The sequence below is a fragment of the Streptomyces sp. WAC03905 genome (genome assembly GCF_057371075.1).
Window position 1 is genome coordinate 72,951 of the sequence record NZ_JBXYDZ010000003.1, and the last position, 17,188, is coordinate 90,138.

The window sequence follows — 17,188 nt, forward strand, 5'->3', positions numbered from 1 at the left end:
GCACGGCGGGCGACCCGTCCGGGTGGAGCCGTGCCGGGCGCGCCCCGCCGGTCGGCGCGGGGCGGCGCGCCCGGCACGTCGCGGGCCGGTCAGGCGCCGACGCCGAGGACGGTACGGATGAGTGTGCGCTGGGCGTCGGACAAGCAGGGGTCCTGGAGGTCGAGCACCTCGTCGTCGACGGTGATCCGGTAGCGGTAGCCGTCGGCGACGGGCGTGACGGCCCGCTTGGCGAGCTCCTCGAGGTCCGCGGCGTCCGTACGGCCTGAGGTGTCGAGTGCGCTGAGCTTCTCCTGGCCGGCGAAGCCTCCGGAGCGGGTGACCGTGATCAGCATGGCCGTTCCTTCCTGTTCGCTGGTGTGGCACGCGGTCTGCGCATCGCAGCCACTGCCGCGCATGCCCCGAACCGGGGGCCGCTGTCACACGGCGGGGCCCCTCCCCCGCGAACGTCCGGAAAACGCCGCTGTCCGACACCGCCCGGGGGTGTCTTGTCGATCAGGCCGGATCAGGGCGCCCGGCCCGCGGCCCCGGCATGATCGGCACGAGACGACTCAGCGCTCGACGCGGGTGAGCCAGTCGGTGAGGAGGGCGCGCAGCAGTTCCGGCCGCTCGTGCGGCAGGGCGTGCCCCGCGTCGTCGACCACGGCGAGCGAGGCGCGGGGGTAGTGGTGGACGAGGTCGGCCGCGGCGGCGTAGCCGACCGTGGAGTCCAGCCGAGCGGCCACGACCAGCGTCGGGCCCGGGTAGGCGGGCCCGGGGGCGGGGGTGAGCGCCCAGCGTTCGCCGATGCGTTCGAGGGCCGCCTCGTCGACGAGAGCCGCGGCCGGTTCGACGTGGCGTCGGTACCGTTCGAGCATCTCCGGCGTCCGGATCACGAAGTAGCCCCGGAAGACCTCGTCCCCGATCTCGCCCGATCCCGCGACGACCCGGGGGTCGGGAACGTCGCGCACGTCGGGCAGCAACGGGCACACGAGCGCCAGACCGGCGACCCGCGCCGGCCGCCGGTCGGCCATCGCCCGCGCGAAGTACGCACCGGCGGAATGGCCGATCAGGAGGTACGGAGCACCGCCCGTGACCTCGTCGGCGAAGCGGAGCAGGGTGTCGACGACGTCGTCGGCGCTGCGCAGCGACTCGGGTGCGGCCGTCCGGCCCATGGCGGGGAGGTCGGGGTAGATGCGCCGCAGTCCCGCGGCCCCTTCGAGGGCCGGCTCGAAGCACGCTTCCGCCTCGTGGTGGTCGACGCCGCCGCCGTGGAGCACCAGCACGGGCCGGCCGGTGCCGTGCTCCACGCAATGGACCAGCACCTGACCCGCGCGGACCTCCATGCCCACATGCTAGGGGGTCCTGCGGATCACGGCCGGGTTCGTCTTCCGGGCCGGCCGGCGGACCTGGACGGTCTCCTCGGTCTCCCTCGGCCGCCAGGACCGCCCAGGTCCTCCCAGAACGTCTTGTTTTCGATCTCCGCCGGGGAACACCGTGTGCCGTCGCGGCAGTTCAAGGAGGTGGAACCGGGGGCGGGTCCGCACGGCCCGTCCCCGACCGGCACACCATGGGCAAGGAGAAGCAGTGCGCATCCTCTTCACCGGCCCGGCCTCGGCCGGGCACCTCTTTCCGATGATCCCGACGGCTCAGGCCTTACGCGCGGCCGGCCACGACGTGCTGTTCGCCGGCTCGCAGCCGCTGCACCAGTTGCGCCAGGCGGGATTCCCGCTCGTCGAGATAGGCGACGGCCGCAGCATCCGCGAGGTGTTCGAACAGTCCACGGACGAGGAGGTGCGGTACGTCGCACCCGACCTGACCACCGACCAGATCCTCGACCGGGCGGCCCGGGGCTTCGCGCTCATCTCGCGCTCCACCGTGGCCGGTCTCCTCGAAGCCGCCGAGAGCTGGCGCGCCGACCTGCTGGTCTACGACTCCTTCCAGGCGTCGGCCCCGCTGGTCGCGGCCAAGCTCAAGATCCCGTCGGTGATCCAGAACTTCGGCGTCACCTCCGGCCGGGACATGGTCCGCCGGCTCGCCGCCCACTTCACCGAGGCGTACGAGACGTACGGGGTGTCCGGCCCGGCCGAGTCCACCGCGCTGGACATCGTCCCCGCCTCCCTCGGAGGCGACCCGGACGGCCTGCGGATGCGCTACCTGCCCTACAACGGCGGCGGTTTCGTGCCCCTGGAACTGCTCCGCCGGGGCACCCGTCCGCGCGTGGCCGTCACCCTGGGCACGGTGCTCACGGAGATGGACGGCGTACGGGCCATCGTCCGCCTGATCGAGGCCGCGGCGTCGGTGGACGCGGAGTTCCTGCTCGCGGTGGGCGACGCCGACCTCGCGCCGCTGGGCACCCTCCCGGACAACGTCCGCCCGCTGCCGTGGGTTCCGCTGGCCGAGCTGCTGACCTCCTCCGACGCGTTGATCCACCACGGCGGCTCGGGAACCCTGCTGACCGCCCTCCAGGCCGGTCTGCCGCAGCTCCTGCTCCCCCAGGGCGCCGACCACTTCACCAACACCGACGCCCTCACCGCGACGGGCGCGGCCCTGCGTTCCGCCTCCGACGAGGTGGACGCGGAGCTCCTGACGCGGCTCATCGTCGACCCGGCCCTGCGCGGGGCCGCCGAACGGCTCCGCGCGGAGAACGCCGCCCTGCCGAGCCCGGCCGAGACCGTCCCCGCACTGGAGGCCCTGGCCGCCGCCTGAGCCCACCGTCGGGGCCCGTCGCCTGAGCCACCGCCCGGGCCCACCGCCTCACGATCGCCTGCCTGAGCGGCCGCCCGGACGGGAATCCCCTGTCCGGGCGGGCGCACGGGCGTCACCGCCTCAGGTGGCGGACGGCACCGTGAGCGCGGCGAGTTCCCCGAGGGTGCGAGCCGCCGGAGCCGGGTCGATCAGCCACTTCAGGTGGCTGCCTGGCAGCGTGCGCACGTCGTAGGGGTTGTCGGGCGTAAGGGTGTCGCCCTCGCGGATCAGCCGGTCCTGCATGGCGAGCGGCAGGCTCGCGTCGTCGGCCAGGCGTACGTACGTCTTCGGGATCGTGCCCCAGGTCGCGGCCTGGGCGCGGTCGGCCTCGGTGCCGGCGTCGAGGTTCTCGTCGGGCTGGAAGGTGTTCAGGAAGGTCAGGAACTCCCCGTCGGTGCCGTCGGCGAGGAAGGCAGCCTTGAACGCGGCGAGGGCCGCGGGATCGGCCGTGCGGAAGTTGACGCGCAGCAGGCCGAGTTCGGCGGGGTTCCCGGCCAGCGCCAGGCTCAGGGAGGCCGCGTCGACCGTGGCCATCTCCGGTTCGGCGTAGTAGGCCCCGACCTCCAGGTCGACGGGGGCCCAGGCGGCGACGTAGACGATGCGGTCGATGAGGTCCGGCCGGGCGTTCGCGGCGGCGGTGGCGGTCGCCCCGCCCCGGCTGTGGGCGACGAGGATGACGGGGCCGTTCTGCCGGGCCCGCTCCAGGACGCCGATCAGGTGCTTGGCGTTGTCGGCGAGGGTGACGCCCCGGATCGGGCCGGGCGCCGTCGCGAGGCCTTCGGCGTCCTGCGGCACCTGGTAGGCGTGGAGGTAGCCGGCCTCGAAGCCGTGGCCGGGCAGGTCGACGGCCACGGACCGGTGCCCGAGCAGGCCGAGTTCGGCCTGGAGCGGGGCGAAGGAGAAGGAGTTCGCGAAGGCGCCGTGCACCAGCACGAACGTCGGGGTCTGCTGCATCTGTCTGATCGCCCACTCTCTGTCGGACATGAGGAATCGCCGGGATGCCGGCGGGCCGCGGGTGGCGCGGCTCCTGCCGGGTTCCTCGGGACAGTACGCAGAGGATGATCATCGAATCAATCGGTACGGGCTACTCCGCTTGCGCCCGGCCCCCGCGCGTCGCCTCCGGCCGGGGGGCCGGGGAGCCTGGGGCCGGGGGCCTGGGGCCGCGGGCCCGGGGGCCCGAGGGACGCAGTTCAGGGCATCTCGTCGGGGTCACAGCTGGCCCGGCGCAGCCCGATCGTGCGGAGGGCCCGCATCAGGGCCTCGGAGTCCCCCTCGCGCACGACGTGGACGGCTCCCTCGACCGCGAGGCCCGACACCGCACGGGGCACGCGCGCGGTGGGCGTCCGCAGCACCACCCCGCTGGGCGGGTCCAGCCCGCGCACTCCGCGGAACACCCGCAGCACTTCGGGGTCCGAGTCGATGCTGTCCACCCCGGCCGGCAGGGACAGGACGGTGATGTCGGGCAGCAGGACCCGGGCGTGGGCGAGGGCGACGGCGGGGTCGTGGGCGTGCGAGACGACCTGAAAGTGCGGGTTGCGCTGGATGCCCGAGCGGAGCAGCTCCAATTGCTCGCCCTCGGGCACGCCGACCACCAACACCGTCATCACCCTTCCCATCGTGCTTTCCGGTGGGGCGCGGGGCGACCCGAGAGGAGCGGGCCGGCTGGGGGGTGTGAGGGCAGGGTGGCTCGGGGGCGCGGGTGGCCGCCTCGGACCGCCGCCGTCCCGGCCACGTTTCCCGTCCCTTCCGCCGCCGCCTCGGCGGCGGTGTAGGAGGAGGCGAAGGTGAACGCGCGCGGCGAGGGGCCGTGCGCCCGCAGGTCGCCCAGCCGCTCCAGCGCCTCACCGACGGTCGGCAGGTGACCGGCGGGGACCCACCAGAGCACCAGGTGCGCCTGGACGTGCCGCGCGAACCAGTCACGGCGCCGCCGCATCGCCTCCAGGTGCCCGCTGCGGTAGGCGAAGTCCCACAGGGCGTCCTGGGTCTGCCACACCGACAGGTTGACGATGACGCCCTCACCCGCCGGGCGCAGTCCGGTGGCGTCGGCCTCGCCCTCCTCCACGAGCCGCCATACGAAGCCGGGCGCACCGTCGGCGGCCGAGTTGACCGGATCGAGGAGTTCGACGAACGGGGCGATGCGCGGGTCGTCGATGGGGTGGAGGAGCGTGGCGACGTTGAGCTGGGCGAGGTGGAAGCCGTGCGCGGGTTCGGTCATGGCCTCATCCCAGCACGCGGCACATTTCTATGTCAATGTTCATTGTTTTTAGAAGCTTCGACCACGACGCAGCACTCCCCCGGCCGGGCGTCCATGCGGGCGCGGAGCGGACCGTCGGCGCCCAGCAGCCCTTCCAGCAGCGCGAGGTTCATGCCGCAGACGAGCGGGGGAAAGCGTTCCGCAACCGAGTGGAACGGGCAGTTGCGCATGCGGACGACGACCTCCGGGCCGCCCCCTCCCGCGCCACCTCCCTCCAGGTGCGGCTCGTAGCCGCGGGCGGCCAGCGCCTCCAGGGCCTCTTCGAGGTCGCCGCAGGGCTCCGTCCCGCCCCGGAGGGCCTCGCCCCGCCGGCGCGCGGCCGCCGCGAGCCCGGCGTCCAGTCCGGCCTCCTCCGCGGCCTCGGCGAGCAGCTCGGCGGCGGTGCGGTAGTCGCGGGCGGGCAACGACACGGACCGCTCGACGCGCGCCCTCGTGTACACCTTGGCCGGACGGCCGGCTCCCGGCCCCGAACGCCCGGTCAGGCGACGACTGCCGCTGTCCAGCAGTCCCGCCTCGGTCAGCCGGTCCAGATGGTGGGCGGCGAGCGTCCGCGCCACCCCTGTCGCTTCGGCCGCCTCGTTCCGTCCGACCTCACGCCCCTGGGCGGCCACGTACTCGTACAGCCGGCGGCGCACCGGGTCCTGCAGCACCGCGATCACGTCGATGTCCTTCACCCCGCCATTCTAGAAACAACAAGGATTGGAGATAGAAAGCCGCCCCTCCCCGACTCAGGACCGCTTCGGGTTCCCAGCGCGTGGACGGTGAGGGGGTCAGGCCGTCCGGGGTGGGCGCAGGACGTGGCGGACGGCGGCGCGCAGCCATTGGTGGGCGCCGTCGGCGGTGTGGCGCGGGTGCCAGGCCATGCCGATCGTCACGGGCGGCAGGGGCAGCGGGATGTCGAGCAGGCGCAGCCCCATCGCGTGGGCGGCGTCACTGAGGGGCGATGGGGGCTCGCCCGGCAGGGCGGTCGGCACGAGGCAGACGACGTCGCCCGCCGCGGCCAACGCCATCGCCGCCAGGTGACCGGGCAGGACCGCGCCGACCTGCCTGCTGAGCCCCTGGGCGGCCAGGGCCGTGTCGAGCGGGCCGGTGAAGCGGCCGCGGCGACTGACGGCCACGTGCTCCGCCGCGGCCAGTGCGGCGGCGGTCAGGGGGCGTTCGGCCAGCGGGTGACCGGCCCTGACGCCGGCCGCCATCCGCAGGGTGGCCAGCTCCTCCACGCGGGTCTCCGGGTCGACGTGGTCGATGGACCCGATCTCCAGGTCGATACGGCCCTCGCGCAGCGCGGGGCCCGCCTCCCACTCCTCCGCCAGCACCCGCAGCGAGACGCCCGGGGCGCGGCGCCGGGCCAGCCCGAGCAGTCCCGGCGCCAGGGCCGCGCCGACCAGGTCGGCGGCCTGCACGGTGAAGGTGCGCCGCAGCGCTGCGGGATCGATCCCGCCGCTCGGGGTGAGCAGCGCCTCCAGGCGGCGCACCACCGCGGCGGCCTCGTCCCGCAGTTCCTCGGCGCGGGGCGTGGGGACCATCGCCTGCCCCGCCCGTACCAGGAGGGGGTCCTGGAGTACCCGGCGCAGGCGGGCCAGCGTACGGCTCATCGCCGCCGGCGAGGTCCGCAGGCGCGCGGCGGCACGGGTGACGCTCTGCTCGGCGAGGAGCGCGTCGAGGGCGACGGCGAGGTTGGCGTCGAGATGGGGTGTCGGACCGTTCACCCTGTTCACCTGCGTCTTTCCGCTCTGGGCAATGATTTCTTGCTCAAGTTCCCATTGTGGCAACGCGGTGCGGATTCGGACGATGAGGGGGCGCCCGACGAGGGCGTCATCGATCCGACTGGCTCAGACCGTGAGGTTTTTCATGATCGTCATCACCGCCCCCACCGGGAACATCGGCAGCCGGCTGCTGTCGCTTCTGATCGAGGCAGCGCCCACCCACGGGGAGGAGTTGCGGGTCGTGGTCCGCGATCCCGCCCGGCTCCCCGGGGCCGTACGGGAACGGGTCGAGGTGGTCACCGGCTCGCACGGCGACGCCGCGACCGTCGAACGGGCCTTCGCCGGGGCCGACGCCGTCTTCTGGCTGGTGCCTCCGGACGTCGCGGTCCCGCCGGAGGAGGCGTACAGCGGCTTCACCCGCCCGGCCGCGCGGGCGTTCGCCGCCCACGGCGTCGGCCATGTCGTCGGTGTCTCGGCGCTCGGCCGTGGCACCCCGCAGGCCGGCCGGGCCGGGCTGGTCACCGCCTCCCTGGCCATGGACGACCTGATCGCCGGCTCCGGCGTGTCCTACCGCGCCCTCGCCAACCCGTCGTTCTACGAGAACCTGCTGGAAGAGGCCGATTCGATCCGCGCGAACGGCGTCTTCACCGACACCGTCGCCGCGGACCGGCCCGCTCCGATGGTGGCCGTGGCCGACATCGCCGCGACGGCGGCCGGGCTGTTGCTGGACCGCTCATGGAGCGGAGCCGGCAGCGTTCCGGTGCTGGGTCCGCAGGAGCTGTCGCCCGACGACATGGCCCGCATCATGACCGCGGAGCTGGGCCGGCCGGTCCGCTACGAACGCCAGACCCTCGACCGGTTGCGGTCCGACCTGTTGGGCCACGGCCTGGGCGAGGCGTTCGTCGAGGCCATGGTCGAGATGAAGCGCGCCAAGGACGAGGGCCTGGACGCGGGTGCGCACGCCGGTGCGGCAGCGGGCGAGGCGCGCTCGCCGCAGGCGGGCCCGGCCACCGGCTTCGCCCAGTGGTGCGCGCAGACCCTCAGGCCGGTCGTCCTCGCCCCTGCGGAGGCCACCGATGCCCGCTGACCGGACCGAGCCCGCGGTGACGGCGTTCATGCTGGTCAAAACCACACCGGAGTGGCTGGCGATGAGCGTGTGCGAACGCGTCCGGGCCTTCACCACCCATGTCGTCCCGGTGATCGAGGCCCGCACCCGTGGTGTCCGCTCCCGCTTCTACGACACCGAGTTCTACTCGGCACGGGTCACCGACGTCTGGGTGTGGGAGGCGGACGACCATGACGCCTACCGGCTGCTGATCGACGCACTGCGCGAAACGCCCTTCTGGGACCGCTACTTCCACGTCGTGGACCTGCTCGTGGGCACCGAGAACGGTTACGCCCGTACCTACGGCGTGGAGCCGGTGGCCACCCTCGGCACCTGACACGACACGCCCAGGGAGCAGCGGCCGGGGTGGGGCGCAGGTGCCGGGCGACGTACCGGAGCCGGGCCGACGCGAGCGCGGCGACCGACAGCCCGCGCCCCGGTCTACGGCGCGGGAGGCGCGGGCGACCGTTCCTGGGAGGCCGGCCGTCGGCGCGGGGACCCGTCGGCGGCTTCCTCCGTACGCGGCCAGTGCCGCCCTTCGAGGGCCTCCGCGCTGCGGTTGAGCCGGACCAGGACGTCCTCCAGCTCACGCACCTCCTCGGCCGACCAGTCGGCGACCACACGGGCCAGGCAGGACCGGTTGACCTCGCGGTCCTCTTCCAGGCGGCGCCCGCCCTCGGCGGTGATCCGCAGCTTGCGGGCCATGCCGCCGTCCGGATCCGCCACGCGCTCCGCCAGTCCGCAGCGCAGCAGTGCGGCCGTCTGGCGGTTCACGGTGGAGGTGTCGAGGCCGAACGCCTCCGCCAACTGCCCGATGGACATGGGGCCTTGGGTGTCGATCCGGCTGAGCAGCAGGTAGGCCGACCGCTCCAGGCGTTCGGCGTCGCGCTCGCGCCGAGCCAGTACCTGGTGCCGCGAGAGCAGCATCAGTTCCCGCTCCAGTTTTTCCAGCACTGCGCCTCCCGCTCCTTTCCGGCGCTCCATTATCGCGGACCCGGCCCGCGGCCCGGCAGGGGCGCAATATGCATGATACATAGCGTGTGTACTATGCACTTCTCGTCGTGAACCGATGAGTCACCGCCTCACACCGGAGGACCCGCATGTCCGTCACCACGTCGACCGCCTCCCGCGCGGCCGAGATCCTCTCCCGGCCCGTCACCCTGAACGGCCTGACCGTCCCCAACCGCATCGCGATGGCGCCGATGACGCGGATGTTCTCCCCCGGCGGCGTGCCCGGTGAGGACGTGCGGGCGTACTACGCCAGCCGGGCCGCGGCAGGTGTGGGCCTCATCGTCACCGAGGGCACCTACGTGGGTCACGACTCCGCGGGGCAGAGCGACCGGGTGCCGCGGTTCCACGGCGAGGAGCAGCTGGCCGGGTGGGCGGAGGTCGCCGCCGCCGTGCACGAGGCGGGCGGCACGATCGTCCCGCAGCTGTGGCACATAGGCATGGTGCGCAAGCAGGGCGAGGCACCGTACGCCGAGGCGCCCGCCGTCGGCCCCTCCGGGATCCGTGTCGACGGCACCGAGGGCACCGGCAGGGCGATGACCCGCGCCGACCTCGACGACGTCATCGGCGCGTTCGCCGACGCCGCCGCGGACGCCGAGCGGATCGGCTTCGACGGCATCGAGCTGCACGGCGCACACGGCTACCTGCTCGACCAGTTCCTGTGGGAGCGGACCAACCGCCGCACCGACGCCTACGGCGGCGACGCGGTGTCCCGTACGAAGTTCGCGGCGGAGATCGTCGCGGCGGTCCGCGAGCGCGTCTCGGCCGACTTCCCGGTGATCTTCCGCTACTCGCAGTGGAAGCAGGAGGCCTACGACGCCCGGCTCGCGCAGACCCCGGAGGAACTGGAGGCGATCCTGACCCCGCTGGCGGCGGCGGGCGTCGACGCGTTCCACGCCTCGACCCGGCGCTACTGGATCCCGGAATTCGAGGGCTCGGACCTGAACCTGGCGGGCTGGACCAAGAAGCTCACCGGCCTGCCGGCCATCACCGTCGGCTCGGTCGGCCTCGACGGCGACTTCCTCCGCGCCTTCGCCGGCGAGGGCGCGGCGCTCGGCGACATCGACAACCTGCTGGACCGCATGGAGCGCGAGGAGTTCGACATGGTCGCCGTCGGCCGCGCCCTGCTCCAGGACCCGCAGTGGGCGGCGAAGGTCCTCGCCCACCGCTTCGACGAGCTGAAGCCCTACGACGCGGCTGCGCTCAGGTCCCTCAGCCACTAGGGGGTGTCCGGCGGATCATGGCCGGGCCCAGCCCGCCCGGCGCCGCGCCTTGCCGCGTTGTCGTCGGTCGCCGACGCTCCGCGTCGACTCCCTCCTCCGCCTTGCAATCCACGGCACCGGACAGCCCGGACTGTCCGACCTTGATCCGCCGGACACCCCCTACACCTACCGCCCGCCGCCGTCCCGGGGAGCCGCGCCCCGGGGCCGCCGGCAGCCCGGCATGCCGTATGCGTGTTCGGTTAGGCTAACCTCGTTTGACGTGCAGGCGTACCGGATAGGGTCCGGTGCCGCGGGTGGCAGCCCGTAGAGCGGAACGCGCAGAGGCAGGCGCAGGTGAGAGGTGGTGACCGGGCTTGGGCGCGTCGTACGCCCACCGGGGCGGGTCGGCCATGCGGGTGACGGGCGTGCCGGGGGCCGGCGCCGCCATCGGGACGGTGCCCCGTGGATAAGATCGCACTGACGGCCGGGGCCCTGTACGTCATCGTCCTGCTCCGCGCCGGAGGGACGTTCGCCGTCGGGTGGCTCGCCGGCGCCGGAGCCCGGCGCAGCAGGCTCGCCGGACGCATCAGCACGGCGCGGTTCCAGCGTGCGGAGCGGGCGATCCAGCGGTGGGGAGCGCCCGTGGTGGCCGTCTCCTTCCTCACCGTCGGCTTCCAGACCGCCGCCAACTTCCTCGCGGGCAGCATGCGCATGCCGCTGCCGCGCTACCTCCCCGCCCTGTTCGTCGGCGGGGCGGCCTGGGCGCTGATCTACGCGACAGCGGGCCTCGGCGTGCTCGAAGTCCTGGGACGGCTCTTCGCCCGCCAGCCGGCCATCGGCGTGTCCGCCGTGGCCGCCCTGCTCCTGGCGGCGTGCGGGGTGGCCCTGTACCGCAGGAGAAGGGCTCCGGCCCCGTCCCCTGGCGACGCCGCGCCGGACGAGGCGTAGAAACCCCGTAGCACCTCCGGAGGCGGCGCTCGCCCTCACAATCGAACATGTGTTGCAATGGTGGGGTGACGGCATCATTCCGGTTTCCCGATGATCTGGTCGCGCTGCAGGTGGCGTGGTTGCGCACCTACGACGAGCTCGCGCTGGAGCCCGCCGGGGGCGGGACGACTCCCTTGCGGCGGCGGCTGATCGCACTGTCCGGCCTGCTGTGCGCCCACCCGCACTGGACCGGCTCGCCCGGCTGGCGGGACGGGGGCGTCGAGCTGCGGCGCGTCGCCCGCGCGGCTCCTACGACTCCGTTCGGGCGAAAGATCCAGTGAGCCCCTGCCCCTCGGGCCCGACCCGGGCCATCGTCTGTTCCGAGACAGCGGACCCGGCGGACTCGACGAAGGGCATGGAACGTTGCATCTGAGGCGCATCGGAACGATCTTGACCGCGACGGCACTGACCGTACTGGCGGTCCCGGCCACCGCCGAGGCGGCCGCCGTCGCCTGCGGCGGCGGGACGTCGACCGGCCGGGTGGCCGTGAACGGGTGCATCAGTGCCCAGCGGGGATCCGCCGGCCGGTTCCCCACCCGCGAGATCACGGCGTACATCAAGGCGCGCAACACGGGGGGCAAGGGGGTGAACGTCGCCTACGAGGCCTTCTTCCGCGTCGTCGACGGCGGCCACTGGGAGAAGCTGGGCAGTGGCCGCACCCACGTGCGCGCGGGTGAGTCCGTCGGCCCCCTCGAAGTGGGGAGCAGCACCCGGGTGTGCGGACCCGTGAAGGTCGAGATCCGCGTCCACGCCCGGGCCGACGGCGCCGCGTGGAGCGGCTGGTCCCCGGCCGCGACGAGGCAGTGCCAGACCTGAGCGTCAGCCGGCGCCCGGGGCGTCCGCGCGGACGGCGTCGCGCCACATCGGCCACAGGGTCGGCCCGCCGTCCGGCAGCCGGATCTCGCCGGTGACGCGGAAGCCCAGCCCTTCGTAGAAAGGGATGTTGGTGATGTTGCTGGATTCCAGGTAGACGGGCTGCCCGAGCCGGTCGCACTGGTCCAGCTGCTGGCGCAGCAGCGCCGAGCCGACGCCCATCCCCTGGAGTCCCCGGTCCGTCCCCACCGACGGCAGGTACCAGTGCGGCTCCTCGGGATGGGCCTCGTGCATGGCGTTCTGGACTTCCCCTGCCCGTGGCAACCCGCGGAATCCGAAGATCCTGACGTAGTGGGGCAGCGCCGCCAACTCTCCCGTCGCGGAGGTCTTCCAGCATCCGGGCCCCGACCACAGCGCGGCGCCCAGCAGCCTCCCGTCGGCCGTCGCGGCGACCCGGACGCCGCCCTCGCGCGGACGCTGCAGGCGCTGCGACAGGCGGAAGTAGCGGGCGGCCCGGTGTTCCCGGCCGGGAGCGGGGACCATCCACGCCATGACCGGGTCGTCGGCGAAGGCACGGGCCAGGAGCGCGGCGACCGCCCCGGCCTCGGAGGGCCGGGCGTGCCGGATTCCGTACCCGGCCAACGCCATGGCGGGACGGCTGCTCATCGGAGTCATGGGAGCACGGTAGACAGCCTGACCCCGACCCTGCCGCCGGCCGGCGCCGGACACGCCGCACCCCCGTCGTACGGGCCCGCACGCGCCGCACGCGCTCCGCGCCGTGCACCGTGTCGGCGCCACGGCCGGTCGGGGCGACTCCCGTTGCCGCTCGGTGTGTCTGCGCGACCGGTGCGGCGGGGCTGCCTTGAATGGGCAGCCTCCTACGGAAACGGGCACCGTATGACCCTCCGCGCACCACTCCCCCAGTCGGCACCCGCCGCGGGCCGGTTCACCCGCCGGTCCGTCCTCACGGGCGCGTTCGCCCTGGCCACGGCGGCGGCACTGCCCGCCGGCGCGGCCGGGCGCGCGTACGCCGCCGCCGGGCCGGACATCATCGCCTGCGCAACCTGGGGTGCGCGGGCGGCGTCCGAGCCCGTCGTGGTCCTCGCCAACCGTCCGGAGCGGATCGTCGTCCACCACACGGCGACGGCGAACGTGACGGACTACTCCAAGCAGCGCGCCTTCGCGCTGGCCAAGGCGATCCAGACGTACCACATGGACGCGCAGGGCTGGATCGACACCGGTCAGCACTTCACCGTCAGCCGCGGGGCGTTCGTGATGGAAGGCCGCCACAACAGCCTCGCGGAACTGCGCACCGGCAGGCGCCAGGTGCGCGCGGCGCACTGCGTCGGGCAGAACACGGTGTCGATCGGGATCGAGAACGAGGGCACCTACACGTCGGAAGCACCGCCCGCCGCGCAGTTCGCGGCGCTGGCCGAGCTGTGCGCCCACATCTGCGACCAGTACGGCCTGCCCGCGTCGGAGATCTACGGGCACCGGGACTTCAACGCCACGTCCTGCCCGGGCGATCGGCTGTACGCCCTGCTGCCGAACCTCCGCAAGGACGTCGCCGCCCGCCTCGGCACGCCCCTGTCGGACCCGGAGGCGGATCCGGTGTGGGACCTGGTGCGCCAGGCCACCGGACGCCCGCCCGCCACGATCGGGGAGTACCTGCCGGCGGGCCTCCTGCCCTGACCCGGCGCCCACGCCCTGACCCGACTCGACTCGACTCGACGTCGGATGCAGTTCTCGGTACTCAGTCCGTCGGCGACCAGCCGGAGCAGGGGTCGCGCACGGACGGCCTGTCCACCAAACGAAGACCTTCCGGCTTTCGCCTGAGGGGCTGTAGGTGCCCGCCCGCCCCGGTAGCGTCGGGGCGGGCGGCCGCTGCCGAGGCCCGCCCGCGCACCCGAAGGCAGGACCGAGATGAACCCCCTGGCCGCCCGCGGTCCACACAGTGTCACGCTCGCCACCCGCGCCGACTGCAGCATCATCACCCTCACGGGCGAGATGGACCTCGACCACGTCGGCCCCCTGCACACGGCGCTCCAGGAGGCCTGTGCGGCTCCGACCGCTCCCGCGCGGGTCGTCGTCGACCTTTCGCACCTCGACTTCTGCGACTCCGCCGGACTCAACGCCCTGCTCCACGCCCGGTTGCTGTGCGAGGAGAACCGGCGGACCCTGACCCTCACCCACCCCGGCCCGCAGTTCTCCCGGCTGCTGCGCATCACGGGCGCCGACGCCCTGTTCGAGCTCTCCTCCCCCGGGACCCCGGAGGGTTCGCCCGGCGCGAACGGCTGAGCGCAGGGCGGCCCGCGGCCTCTCAGCCCGACCGCAGCGTGACGGAGGGCGGCACGCCGTACTCCCTGCGGTAGGCGGCGGCGAAGCGGCCCTGGTGCGCGAAGCCCCACCGTCCGGCGACGCCGGCCACGGTGGTGGAGCCCTCCGGGGCGGCCGACTGCAGCTCGGCATGGGCGCGGGCCAGCCGGACCCGGCGGAGGTGAGCGAGCGGTGTCGTGCCGGCGTGGCGGGTGAAGGCGTACTGCACCGCGCGCGGGGTGACCGGGATCGAGGCGGCGATGTCGGCGAGGGTGATGTCGCGGTCGGCGTTGGCCTCGATGAACGCGAGGGCGCGGCGCAGGGTGTCGCTGTGGGCGTCGCGCGTGTCGCGCGGGGCGGCCCCGGCACTGCGGGCGGTGTTCGGCAGGGACCCCAGCACCGTGGCCGCGAGGTGCTGGGCGGCGGTCGAGACGAGCAGTCCGTCGGGCTCGGCACCCGCGGCGTCGTCGTCGAGCACGTGGTCGCGGAGGTAGGCGACGGCCGCGCCGAGCCGCCGGTTCTCGGCGGGGCCGACGGCCCGGGCACCGGTGATGCGGACCTCTTCCCCGCCGGGCACGGCGGCGATCCGGCTCAGCAGGCCGGGGTCGAACATCGTGATGGTGTACCGGGCTTCGCGCACCAGGCCCGCGTACGGCCGGTCGTGGGGGGCCAGCAGGAAGGTCTCGCCGGGGCCGAAGACCTCTTCGCGGCCGCCGGTGGTGTCCACGATGGTCCCGTCGTGCATGGTGACCAGGCAGACCTTGCCCAGGCAACCGGCGTCGTAGCCCATCGTGTAGCCGAAGGAGAGGCGGTCGACGCTCAGCCCGCCGACCTCGGTGCGGGAGATCCGCGCCCGGGTGTCCGCGGGACGCCCGCCGATCTGCATGGGGGTGTACGCGGCGGACAGGAACGCCTCGGTGTCCTCCAGGTTCCCGCTCTCGAAGAAGAGGTTGGTCATCGGGCTCTCCCTCGCCGACGTTCGGCACGACCTGCTGGCGGCAGGAGCCTCCAGTATGCCGTGGCAGGGTGGCCAGGGGGTGTCCGGCGGATCAAGGCCGGGCCCGGCCCGCCCGGACCGTCCGGCCTTGATCCGCCGGACACCCCCTAGCCACCGGTGCGGAAGGTGACCGGGAGGCCGAGGGGGCCGCGCAGGCCGCCGGGGCGCCAGCGGATCTCCTCGGGCGGCACGGCGAGGGCGAGTCCGGGGAGCCGGCGCAGGGCGGTGCCGATCGCGATCCGGCCCTCCAGCCGGGCCAGCGGGGCGCCCAGACAGTAGTGGAGGCCGTGGCCGAAGGCGAGGTGGGCGTTGTCCTGCCTCGTGATGTCGAGGCGGTCGGGGTCCGGGAAGCGCGCCGGGTCGCGGTCGGCGATGGCCGAGGCGATCAGGACGGTCGCGCCGCGTGGGACGGTCACGCCGGCGATCTCGATGTCCTCGCGGGCGAAGCGGGCGATACCGGGGCTGACGGGGCCGTCGTAGCGGAGGAACTCCTCGACGGCGCTTCCCAGGAGTTCGGGGTCGGAGCGCAGGAGGTCGAGCTGGCCGGGGTGGGCGAGCAGCATCGCGATGCCGCCGCTGATCAGGTTGACGGTGGTGATGTAGCCGGCGGCCAGCAGCAGGAACACCATGGCGATGAGTTCGTCCTCGCTGAGGCGCTGTTCCTCGTCCCGGGCGGTGATCAGGCCGCTGAGCAGGTCGTCGCCGGGGCGGGCCCGTTTGGCCCGGATGAGGTCGGTGACGTAGGCGCGCATGTGCTGCCAGGCCTCGTCCACGACGGCCGGGTCCGGCGGCTCCGCACCCCGCATGATCATGCGGTCGGTCCACCGCTGGAAGTCGTGCTGGTCGTCGTCCGGTACCCCGAGGAGTTCGCCGATGACGGTGACGGGGAGGGGCAGGGCGAAGTCCGCGACGAGGTCGGCGCGGCCGGCCGGGACGATCCCGTCCAGCAGGCGGTCGGTGACGGCCTGGATCCGGGGCCGCATCTCCGCGACCCGGCGGGCGGTGAACGCCTTGGAGACCAGGCGGCGCAGGCGGGTGTGGTCGGGCGGGTCGCTGCGGAGCATGTTGCTCAGCATCGACTCGCGTTCGGTCACGGGCAGCTGGGCCAGGAGCCGGGGGTCCGAGGCGTCGCGGGCGTCGCTGCTGAGGCGGGGGTCGGACAGGGCCTCGAGCCCGTCCTCGTAGCGCGTGACGAGATAGACGTCCAGGCCGCCCGCGGCGACGACGCGGCGTACGGGGCCGTCCTCGCGCAGTTTCCCGTAGAGCGGGAAGGGGTCGGCGAGGAAGTCCTGGTCGGCGTAGGGAAGTAGGACCGGCTGTTCACTCATGCTGCCTCCCGGAATAGGTCGCCCTCTCCATGGGAAGTGAGGATATGCGCCCGAGTCTCCATGAATGCAGCTTTTCGGTCATGGCGGACGAGCCGTCGCAAGCGTCACGACGGCCCGTCAACGGCCGCCGCCGGGGGCGAACTGACGGTCGGTCGATTTGCGGTGACGCGTGATCTGGGCCAAGGCCCACTGCGGAAAGTATGATCAAGAAATGGCTGACATGACCGAAACCACGCCCGGTTGGCTGACCAGTGACGAGCTGGACATGGCCAGGGCTCAGATGCCGATCCTGTACGTCGAGGCCGTTCCCGTGCGCGTGAACGACACCGGCGAGGTCACCAGCATCGGACTCCTCCTGCGGATCGGAGCGGAGGGAACGATCAGCCGGACGCTGGTGTCCGGCCGTGTCATGCACCACGAGCGGATCCGTGACGCGCTGCTGCGCCATCTGGAGAAGGATCTGGGCCCGGTGGCCCTGCCCCTGGTGCCGGCGTCCCTGCAGCCCTTCACGGTGGCCGAGTACTTTCCCACGGCCGGCATCACCCCGTTCCACGACCCGCGCCAGCACGCGGTGTCCCTGGCCTACGTCGTGCCGGTGACGGGCGACTGCCGGCCCCGGCAGGACGCCCTGGACCTGGTCTGGTTCACGCCCCAGGAGGCGGCCTCGCAGGCGTTGCAGGGTGAGATGCCCGGCGGTCACGCGGTGCTGCTCAAGCAGGCCCTGGCCCACGTGGGGCTCGCCTACTGA

Annotated in this window: 21 protein-coding genes; 10 read left to right on the forward strand and 11 right to left on the reverse strand. The window is 73.5% G+C overall.

The genetic code is table 11. From position 1 onward, the window contains the following. Positions 1–89 precede the first annotated feature (89 nt). Together AC2RP6_RS03245 and AC2RP6_RS03250 are read right to left on the reverse strand one after the other, a co-directional pair. Positions 90–332, reverse strand: coding sequence for a protealysin inhibitor emfourin (locus AC2RP6_RS03245; RefSeq protein WP_486444708.1), 243 nt, complete (start codon positions 330–332; stop codon positions 90–92). Positions 333–548: 216 nt separating this feature from the next. Continuing rightward, positions 549–1,322 carry an alpha/beta fold hydrolase gene (locus AC2RP6_RS03250; protein WP_486444709.1) on the reverse strand — a complete coding sequence of 258 codons (774 nt, stop codon included), beginning with the start codon at positions 1,320–1,322 and terminating at the stop codon, positions 549–551. 241 nt (positions 1,323–1,563) lie between these two features. Between AC2RP6_RS03250 and AC2RP6_RS03255 the strand changes: the two genes are divergently transcribed. Further along, positions 1,564–2,685: a nucleotide disphospho-sugar-binding domain-containing protein gene (locus tag AC2RP6_RS03255; RefSeq protein ID WP_486444710.1), complete on the forward strand. Its 1,122-nt coding sequence runs from the start codon at positions 1,564–1,566 to the stop codon at positions 2,683–2,685. A gap of 120 nt (positions 2,686–2,805) precedes the next feature. Here the strand turns inward: AC2RP6_RS03255 and AC2RP6_RS03260 are convergent, their stop codons facing one another. The 5 genes from AC2RP6_RS03260 to AC2RP6_RS03280 form a co-directional block, all read right to left on the reverse strand. Then, positions 2,806–3,678 carry an alpha/beta fold hydrolase gene (locus AC2RP6_RS03260; protein ID WP_486444711.1) on the reverse strand — a complete coding sequence of 291 codons (873 nt, stop codon included), beginning with the start codon at positions 3,676–3,678 and terminating at the stop codon, positions 2,806–2,808. Between the two features lie 236 nt (positions 3,679–3,914). Further along, positions 3,915–4,331: a response regulator gene (locus AC2RP6_RS03265; protein WP_486444712.1), complete on the reverse strand. Its 417-nt coding sequence runs from the start codon at positions 4,329–4,331 to the stop codon at positions 3,915–3,917. Further along, positions 4,328–4,939 carry a DUF3291 domain-containing protein gene (locus tag AC2RP6_RS03270; RefSeq protein WP_486444713.1) on the reverse strand — a complete coding sequence of 204 codons (612 nt, stop codon included), beginning with the start codon at positions 4,937–4,939 and terminating at the stop codon, positions 4,328–4,330. The genes AC2RP6_RS03265 and AC2RP6_RS03270 overlap by 4 nt, the downstream gene beginning before the upstream one ends. 32 nt (positions 4,940–4,971) lie before the next feature. Continuing rightward, on the reverse strand, positions 4,972–5,652 hold the full coding sequence (locus AC2RP6_RS03275) for a helix-turn-helix domain-containing protein (RefSeq protein WP_486444714.1): 681 nt from the start codon (positions 5,650–5,652) through the stop codon (positions 4,972–4,974). Positions 5,653–5,748: 96 nt separating this feature from the next. After that, entirely contained in the window at positions 5,749–6,687 is a 939-nt protein-coding gene (locus tag AC2RP6_RS03280; protein ID WP_486444715.1) for a LysR family transcriptional regulator, read from the reverse strand. A 142-nt stretch (positions 6,688–6,829) separates the two neighbouring features. Between AC2RP6_RS03280 and AC2RP6_RS03285 the strand changes: the two genes are divergently transcribed. Further along, positions 6,830–7,771, forward strand: coding sequence for an NAD(P)H-binding protein (locus AC2RP6_RS03285; RefSeq protein ID WP_486444716.1), 942 nt, complete (start codon positions 6,830–6,832; stop codon positions 7,769–7,771). Next, positions 7,761–8,126 carry a darcynin family protein gene (locus tag AC2RP6_RS03290; RefSeq protein ID WP_486444717.1) on the forward strand — a complete coding sequence of 122 codons (366 nt, stop codon included), beginning with the start codon at positions 7,761–7,763 and terminating at the stop codon, positions 8,124–8,126. The genes AC2RP6_RS03285 and AC2RP6_RS03290 overlap by 11 nt, the downstream gene beginning before the upstream one ends. A 104-nt stretch (positions 8,127–8,230) precedes the next feature. Here the strand turns inward: AC2RP6_RS03290 and AC2RP6_RS03295 are convergent, their stop codons facing one another. After that, a complete protein-coding gene (locus tag AC2RP6_RS03295; RefSeq protein WP_486444718.1) occupies positions 8,231–8,773 on the reverse strand; it encodes a MarR family winged helix-turn-helix transcriptional regulator in 543 nt (180 codons plus the stop codon). Positions 8,774–8,889: 116 nt separating this feature from the next. Here AC2RP6_RS03295 and AC2RP6_RS03300 point away from each other — a divergent pair, with 116 nt between their 5' ends. From AC2RP6_RS03300 to AC2RP6_RS03315, 4 genes are all read left to right on the forward strand, one after another. After that, positions 8,890–10,020, forward strand: coding sequence for an NADH:flavin oxidoreductase (locus tag AC2RP6_RS03300; RefSeq protein WP_486444719.1), 1,131 nt, complete (start codon positions 8,890–8,892; stop codon positions 10,018–10,020). A gap of 441 nt (positions 10,021–10,461) precedes the next feature. Beyond that, positions 10,462–10,947 carry a DedA family protein gene (locus AC2RP6_RS03305; protein WP_486444720.1) on the forward strand — a complete coding sequence of 162 codons (486 nt, stop codon included), beginning with the start codon at positions 10,462–10,464 and terminating at the stop codon, positions 10,945–10,947. A 65-nt stretch (positions 10,948–11,012) separates the two neighbouring features. Continuing rightward, entirely contained in the window at positions 11,013–11,267 is a 255-nt protein-coding gene (locus AC2RP6_RS03310; RefSeq protein WP_486444721.1) for a hypothetical protein, read from the forward strand. Between the two features lie 109 nt (positions 11,268–11,376). Then, positions 11,377–11,802, forward strand: coding sequence for a hypothetical protein (locus AC2RP6_RS03315; RefSeq protein ID WP_486444722.1), 426 nt, complete (start codon positions 11,377–11,379; stop codon positions 11,800–11,802). A gap of 3 nt (positions 11,803–11,805) precedes the next feature. On the opposite strand, the gene AC2RP6_RS03320 is transcribed toward AC2RP6_RS03315, so the two are convergent. Next, positions 11,806–12,465 carry a GNAT family N-acetyltransferase gene (locus AC2RP6_RS03320; RefSeq protein ID WP_486444723.1) on the reverse strand — a complete coding sequence of 220 codons (660 nt, stop codon included), beginning with the start codon at positions 12,463–12,465 and terminating at the stop codon, positions 11,806–11,808. A gap of 231 nt (positions 12,466–12,696) precedes the next feature. Here AC2RP6_RS03320 and AC2RP6_RS03325 point away from each other — a divergent pair, with 231 nt between their 5' ends. Both AC2RP6_RS03325 and AC2RP6_RS03330 read left to right on the forward strand, forming a co-directional pair. Then, complete coding sequence (locus AC2RP6_RS03325) at positions 12,697–13,491, forward strand: peptidoglycan recognition protein family protein (RefSeq protein ID WP_486444724.1); 795 nt, start codon at positions 12,697–12,699, stop codon at positions 13,489–13,491. A gap of 231 nt (positions 13,492–13,722) precedes the next feature. Continuing rightward, positions 13,723–14,097, forward strand: a complete 375-nt coding sequence (locus AC2RP6_RS03330; RefSeq protein ID WP_486444725.1) for an STAS domain-containing protein — start codon at positions 13,723–13,725, stop codon at positions 14,095–14,097. A 22-nt stretch (positions 14,098–14,119) separates the two neighbouring features. On the opposite strand, the gene AC2RP6_RS03335 is transcribed toward AC2RP6_RS03330, so the two are convergent. Next, positions 14,120–15,073 carry a helix-turn-helix transcriptional regulator gene (locus tag AC2RP6_RS03335; protein ID WP_486444726.1) on the reverse strand — a complete coding sequence of 318 codons (954 nt, stop codon included), beginning with the start codon at positions 15,071–15,073 and terminating at the stop codon, positions 14,120–14,122. A 146-nt stretch (positions 15,074–15,219) separates the two neighbouring features. Then, positions 15,220–16,440 carry a cytochrome P450 family protein gene (locus AC2RP6_RS03340; protein ID WP_486444727.1) on the reverse strand — a complete coding sequence of 407 codons (1,221 nt, stop codon included), beginning with the start codon at positions 16,438–16,440 and terminating at the stop codon, positions 15,220–15,222. A gap of 220 nt (positions 16,441–16,660) precedes the next feature. Here AC2RP6_RS03340 and AC2RP6_RS03345 point away from each other — a divergent pair, with 220 nt between their 5' ends. Then, positions 16,661–17,188 (forward strand): NUDIX hydrolase family protein, encoded by a 528-nt coding sequence (locus AC2RP6_RS03345; protein ID WP_486450215.1) that lies wholly within the window; start codon positions 16,661–16,663, stop codon positions 17,186–17,188.

Bases quoted from the DNA above. Each gene is read 5' to 3' on its own strand.
- AC2RP6_RS03245 (WP_486444708.1), bottom strand. From the start codon at position 332: ATGCTGATCACGGTCACCCGCTCCGGAGGCTTCGCCGGCCAGGAGAAG.
- AC2RP6_RS03250 (WP_486444709.1), bottom strand. From the start codon at position 1,322: ATGGAGGTCCGCGCGGGTCAGGTGCTGGTCCATTGCGTGGAGCACGGC.
- AC2RP6_RS03260 (WP_486444711.1), bottom strand. From the start codon at position 3,678: ATGCAGCAGACCCCGACGTTCGTGCTGGTGCACGGCGCCTTCGCGAAC.
- AC2RP6_RS03270 (WP_486444713.1), bottom strand. From the start codon at position 4,939: ATGACCGAACCCGCGCACGGCTTCCACCTCGCCCAGCTCAACGTCGCC.
- AC2RP6_RS03285 (WP_486444716.1), top strand. From the start codon at position 6,830: ATGATCGTCATCACCGCCCCCACCGGGAACATCGGCAGCCGGCTGCTG.
- AC2RP6_RS03290 (WP_486444717.1), top strand. From the start codon at position 7,761: ATGCCCGCTGACCGGACCGAGCCCGCGGTGACGGCGTTCATGCTGGTC.
- AC2RP6_RS03295 (WP_486444718.1), bottom strand. From the start codon at position 8,773: ATGGAGCGCCGGAAAGGAGCGGGAGGCGCAGTGCTGGAAAAACTGGAG.
- AC2RP6_RS03300 (WP_486444719.1), top strand. From the start codon at position 8,890: ATGTCCGTCACCACGTCGACCGCCTCCCGCGCGGCCGAGATCCTCTCC.
- AC2RP6_RS03320 (WP_486444723.1), bottom strand. From the start codon at position 12,465: ATGAGCAGCCGTCCCGCCATGGCGTTGGCCGGGTACGGAATCCGGCAC.
- AC2RP6_RS03325 (WP_486444724.1), top strand. From the start codon at position 12,697: ATGACCCTCCGCGCACCACTCCCCCAGTCGGCACCCGCCGCGGGCCGG.
- AC2RP6_RS03330 (WP_486444725.1), top strand. From the start codon at position 13,723: ATGAACCCCCTGGCCGCCCGCGGTCCACACAGTGTCACGCTCGCCACC.
- AC2RP6_RS03335 (WP_486444726.1), bottom strand. From the start codon at position 15,073: ATGACCAACCTCTTCTTCGAGAGCGGGAACCTGGAGGACACCGAGGCG.
- AC2RP6_RS03340 (WP_486444727.1), bottom strand. From the start codon at position 16,440: ATGAGTGAACAGCCGGTCCTACTTCCCTACGCCGACCAGGACTTCCTC.
- AC2RP6_RS03345 (WP_486450215.1), top strand. From the start codon at position 16,661: ATGACCGAAACCACGCCCGGTTGGCTGACCAGTGACGAGCTGGACATG.